4 protein-coding genes and 1 pseudogene are annotated in these 4,432 nt (G+C 47.3%); 3 read left to right on the plus strand and 2 right to left on the minus strand.

The features are described from left to right. A pseudogene (locus tag PX481_RS21955) lies at window positions 1-193 on the plus strand (ribosome biogenesis GTPase YlqF); the annotation flags it as partial. A gap of 181 nt (window positions 194-374) precedes the next feature. Beyond that, complete coding sequence (locus PX481_RS21960) at window positions 375-1,859, plus strand: glutamate synthase subunit beta (protein ID WP_002784459.1); 1,485 nt, start codon at window positions 375-377, stop codon at window positions 1,857-1,859. Here the strand turns inward: PX481_RS21960 and PX481_RS21965 are convergent. Together PX481_RS21965 and rpaA are read right to left on the minus strand one after the other, a co-directional pair. Then, a complete protein-coding gene (locus tag PX481_RS21965; RefSeq protein ID WP_288095970.1) occupies window positions 1,792-1,956 on the minus strand; it encodes a hypothetical protein in 165 nt (54 codons plus the stop codon). The two genes, PX481_RS21960 and PX481_RS21965, sit on opposite strands and share 68 nt — an antisense overlap. Window positions 1,957-2,266: 310 nt before the next feature. Further along, window positions 2,267-3,007, minus strand: coding sequence for a two component system response regulator RpaA (gene rpaA, locus PX481_RS21970; protein ID WP_002798623.1), 741 nt, complete (start codon window positions 3,005-3,007; stop codon window positions 2,267-2,269). A gap of 510 nt (window positions 3,008-3,517) precedes the next feature. On the opposite strand from rpaA, the gene PX481_RS21975 reads away from it, so the two are divergent. Continuing rightward, window positions 3,518-4,237: a biliverdin-producing heme oxygenase gene (locus PX481_RS21975; RefSeq protein ID WP_288024142.1), complete on the plus strand. Its 720-nt coding sequence runs from the start codon at window positions 3,518-3,520 to the stop codon at window positions 4,235-4,237. The last annotated feature ends 195 nt before the right edge of the window (window positions 4,238-4,432 follow it).

Genomic DNA, 4,432 nt, shown 5'->3' on the forward strand with positions numbered 1-4,432 from the left:
ATTACAGTATGAAGGACTTTTACAATCTCGTTATGGGTTGAATACTCTAGACATGACCGGGGAGGATTTTATCGAAAAATTGGCCAATTTCAAATATCAAGAAGATAAAGAAAGGGCAGCCATGCAGTTACTCAATGATTTTCGTAAGGGAATAATCGGGGCTATCCCCTTAGAATTGCCCCCTTACTCTTGAAATCGCCTGTTTTTAACTCAATTCGGTCAATGGTCGCCGCCACAGTTAATTCCCGAATTTGTCAAAATTACCGCCTGTTAGTCCACTGAGCTGCCGATAAGATTAAAGAAATCGGTAAAGTTGCGGGATCGATCGAACTGTGAAGGAAGATAGGGGATAAACGACAGAGATAAAAAAGACTATGGGCAAACCGACTGGCTTTATCGAATTCCTGCGTGAACTTCCTTCCGAACTTACCCCCCTCGATCGCCTTCATAATTGGGATGAGTTTCATCTTCCCATGCCAGAAGATAAACTCCGCAATCAGGCCGCCCGTTGTATGGATTGTGGTACACCATTTTGTCACACGGGAACGCTAATTAGTGGCATGGCCAGTGGTTGCCCGATTAATAACCTGATTCCCGAATGGAATGATTTAATCTATCGAGGATTGTGGCGAGAAGCCCTCGATCGCCTCCATAAAACCAATAATTTCCCCGAATTTACCGGTAGAGTCTGCCCCGCCCCCTGTGAGGGTTCCTGTGTTCTCGGTATTCATAATCCCCCCGTTACGATCAAAAATATTGAATGTTCGATTATTGACAAAGGTTGGGAATCCGGTTGGATTACTGCCAATCCCCCCGCAATCCGTACCGGCAAAAAAGTGGCCGTAATTGGTTCAGGACCTGCGGGATTGGCGGCCGCCGACCAGTTAAATAAAGCCGGTCACTGGGTGACAGTTTATGAACGGGCCGATCGCCCCGGGGGACTATTAATGTACGGTATCCCCAACATGAAGTTAGATAAGGAAGAAGTCGTTCTGCGTCGTCTCCAGATGCTCGAACAGGAAGGGGTAAAAATGGTCTGTAACACGGAAGTGGGCAAGGACATCAGCAGCCAAGACCTATTAAACGAATATGATGCCGTGGTTATCTGTACCGGAGCCACCAAACCCCGGGATTTAAACATCGAAGGTCGCCAATTAAAGGGCATTCACTTCGCCATGGAGTTTCTCACCGCTAATACAAAAGCACTATTAGACGGACAACCGGGGGAGGATTTTATCTCGGCTGCGGGTAAAGACGTAGTAATTATCGGCGGTGGCGACACGGGAACCGACTGTGTGGGGACTTCCCTGCGTCATAACTGCCGTAGCGTCACCCAATTAGAGATCATGCCGCAACCGCCCCGAGAACGGGCTGCCGATAATCCCTGGCCCGAATGGCCGAAAATCTACCGTCTGGACTATGGACAAGAGGAAGCGGCCGCGCGTTTTGGCGATGACCCCCGGGTTTATACCACCACGGCGACTAAATTCGAGGGGGATAGCGAGGGCAACGTCACAGGGATTCACACGGTACGGGTGGAATGGCAACGCAACGAAAAAGGGCAGTTTATCCCCCAACCGGTAGCAGGAACAGAAAAAGTCATCCCGACGCAATTGGTTCTATTGGCCATGGGATTTTTGGGACCAGAACAGCCTTTACTCGATGATTTAGGCTTAGAAAAGGATGCCCGCAGCAATATCAAGGCCGAACACGGTCAATTTGCCACTAGCTTACCGAAAGTCTTTGCAGCGGGGGATTGTCGTCGTGGTCAAAGTTTGGTGGTTTGGGCGATTAATGAAGGCCGCGGGGCTGCCAGGGAATGCGATCGCTTTTTGATGGGGGCGACGGATTTACCTTAAACCAGTAGTTAGGGCTTGCTGAAAAAGTTTTTTGTGGGGGCAGGGTGTGGGGTGTGGGGTGTGGGGTGTAGGGTTTTACCGATTTTGAGGGGGTCAATTACCTAATTTTCAGGGAAAAAGTACCTGAATTTTCCCCCCGATCACTCCCATATCCGGTACTTTTTGATTTCTAAAAGGTCTAAAAGTCTTACCCAACAAGGTTTTTAGATTTATTCAGCCAGCCCTAGTTACTCCTGCCATTGTCCTGACTTGCTGGGGGTGCTTACCCCTTGTGATAGTCAGGGCCAAAAAGAGGCCTCAGCCATAGCCATCAAAACCCAACCGCCGGTCAAACCTTCTCAATCTGAAGAGGAGGAGGAGCGACGAAACAATTGTCCCTATTGCCTATCTAGACAATTGCTCCCTGTTTAAACCGTTGCCGCCGATGAATCAAGCACCACCTGTTCATTGGTGGGTAACTCCAGACAATAACCCGCACCGTAAACGGTTTTAATATAGCGAGGATGACGGGGATCGGGTTCTAGTTTCGTTCTCAGATGGCGAATATGAACGCGAATAGTCTCGATATCATCATCGGGATCGTATCCCCAGACCTCCTTGAGAATATCACTAGGGGAAACGGTTTGACCGTGACGTTGGAGAAGACAGTGGAGTAACTCGAATTCTAGATGGGTTAACTTGACCACACTTTCAAACCAGACCGCCTCAAAACGTTCGGGAACCAGGGTTAAAGGTCCAAAACTGAGTATTTCTGAGTGTTTAGCGGCTTGGGGAATGCGATCGGTGCGTCTGAGGAGAGCGCGTACCCTAGCTAACATTTCCTCCACCTCGAAAGGTTTGGTCAGGTAATCATCAGCACCCGCATTAAAACCTTCCACTTTATCTTGGGTTTGTCCTAAGGCTGTGAGCATCAAAATCGGGATGTCGGACGTGCGTTCATCTCGTCGCAAACGCTGACAGACAGTAAAACCATCGACTTTGGGCAGCATTAAATCCAGCATGATTAAATCGGGTTGTAACTGGACGGCCAAGGCCTGGCCTTTAATCCCGTCCTCTGCGGGATTAACGTCATAACCCGCCATCTCCAGGTTGATGGAGACTAATTCCGCGATTGCAGGATCATCATCGATTACAAGTATTCGGGGCATTACCAGAGTGTTATGACTAAGGGTTTGGGTAGGGGGTTGCTAAATGTGTTCTCGCTGACATCGCAACTAGGGCTTTGTCTCTCAAGGGCTTGAGTTTAGCACAACATAAAGAATCCTGTACTGATTATAAGCATGATTGCTAAATTCGGTTTTAATTTGTGAAATTTTGCTGATATAAGTCTCCTGAATGTTAAGAATTTCTAAGAAGTGTGAAGAATGTCGAGCAAGAATTGATATTGGCGCTAGACTACACCCTCTCTCTCAACAAGATCAACTAGGGAGCAGTTTTTCACTAATCTTTACAATTGCGCCATCTCGATCGATACCGGTTTCAACCGGCGGTCAAGTCCTGCTAGAGCTAACTTTTCTCCCTAAGCTCCCCCGGCGGCACTGTAAAAATTCTTAATAAAATTACCGATCAATTCAGTTTAATCTACCAAAATAGACGGTTTTAGTAAGCATCTGTAACGAACCCGATCCATTCCACTCATCCCAACAGGTGATCATAATATGAGCGTTAATTTATCAACTCAACTGCGAGAAGGCACGAAAAAATCCCACACCATGGCAGAAAACGTCGGTTTTGTCAAGTGTTTTCTCAAAGGTGTGGTAGAAAAAACTTCCTATCGCAAACTGGTGGCTAACCTCTACTTCGTCTATTCGGCCATGGAGGAGGAGATGGAAAAACTTCCTAGTCATCCCGTCGTTTCTAAAATCTGTTTTCCTGAACTCAATCGCAAAAATGCGCTAGAACAGGATTTATATTTTTATTATGGTCCAAATTGGCGCAACGAGATCGCTTTATCTCCCGCAGGTCAGGCCTACGTTGACCGGATTCGGGAAATCGCCACAACAGAACCCGAATTATTAGTCGCCCATTCCTATACCCGTTATCTCGGCGATCTGTCCGGGGGGCAAATATTGAAAAAAATCGCCGAAAAAGCGATGAATCTGGAAACTGGTGGCACGGCTTTCTATGATTTCAAAGATATTTCCGACGAAAAAGCCTATAAAAACCACTATCGTCAAACCCTCGACGAGTTACCGGTGGATCAAGCCATGGCCGATCGCATTGTCACCGAAGCTAACGCCGCTTTTGGCATGAACATGAAAATGTTCCAAGAGTTGGAAGGTAATCTGATCAAAGCGATCGGAATTATGCTCTTTAATACTCTCACCCGTCGTCGCACCACCGGCAGCACCGAAACTGGATTGGCTACCGCCGAATAGTAGTCAAGAAAACCTAAAAAAACGGATAATTCTAGAATTGGGGTAATGGTTAGCCTTGACATCCTCGCCGCCCTAAAAGTGCGGCGATTCCTAAACCTCACGATTTAAGTTTCTGCTTCCACCACCGTCGCATACCACAGTTAAAAAACCATGTACTGTCTTACACAGAGTCCACAGACTTTCGCCCCATTTCAG

Source organism: Microcystis sp. M53603_WE2 (genome assembly GCF_030065435.1).

Bases quoted from the DNA above. Each gene is read 5' to 3' on its own strand.
- PX481_RS21975 (WP_288024142.1), top strand. From the start codon at position 3,518: ATGAGCGTTAATTTATCAACTCAACTGCGAGAAGGCACGAAAAAATCC.
- rpaA (WP_002798623.1), bottom strand. From the start codon at position 3,007: ATGCCCCGAATACTTGTAATCGATGATGATCCTGCAATCGCGGAATTA.
- PX481_RS21960 (WP_002784459.1), top strand. From the start codon at position 375: ATGGGCAAACCGACTGGCTTTATCGAATTCCTGCGTGAACTTCCTTCC.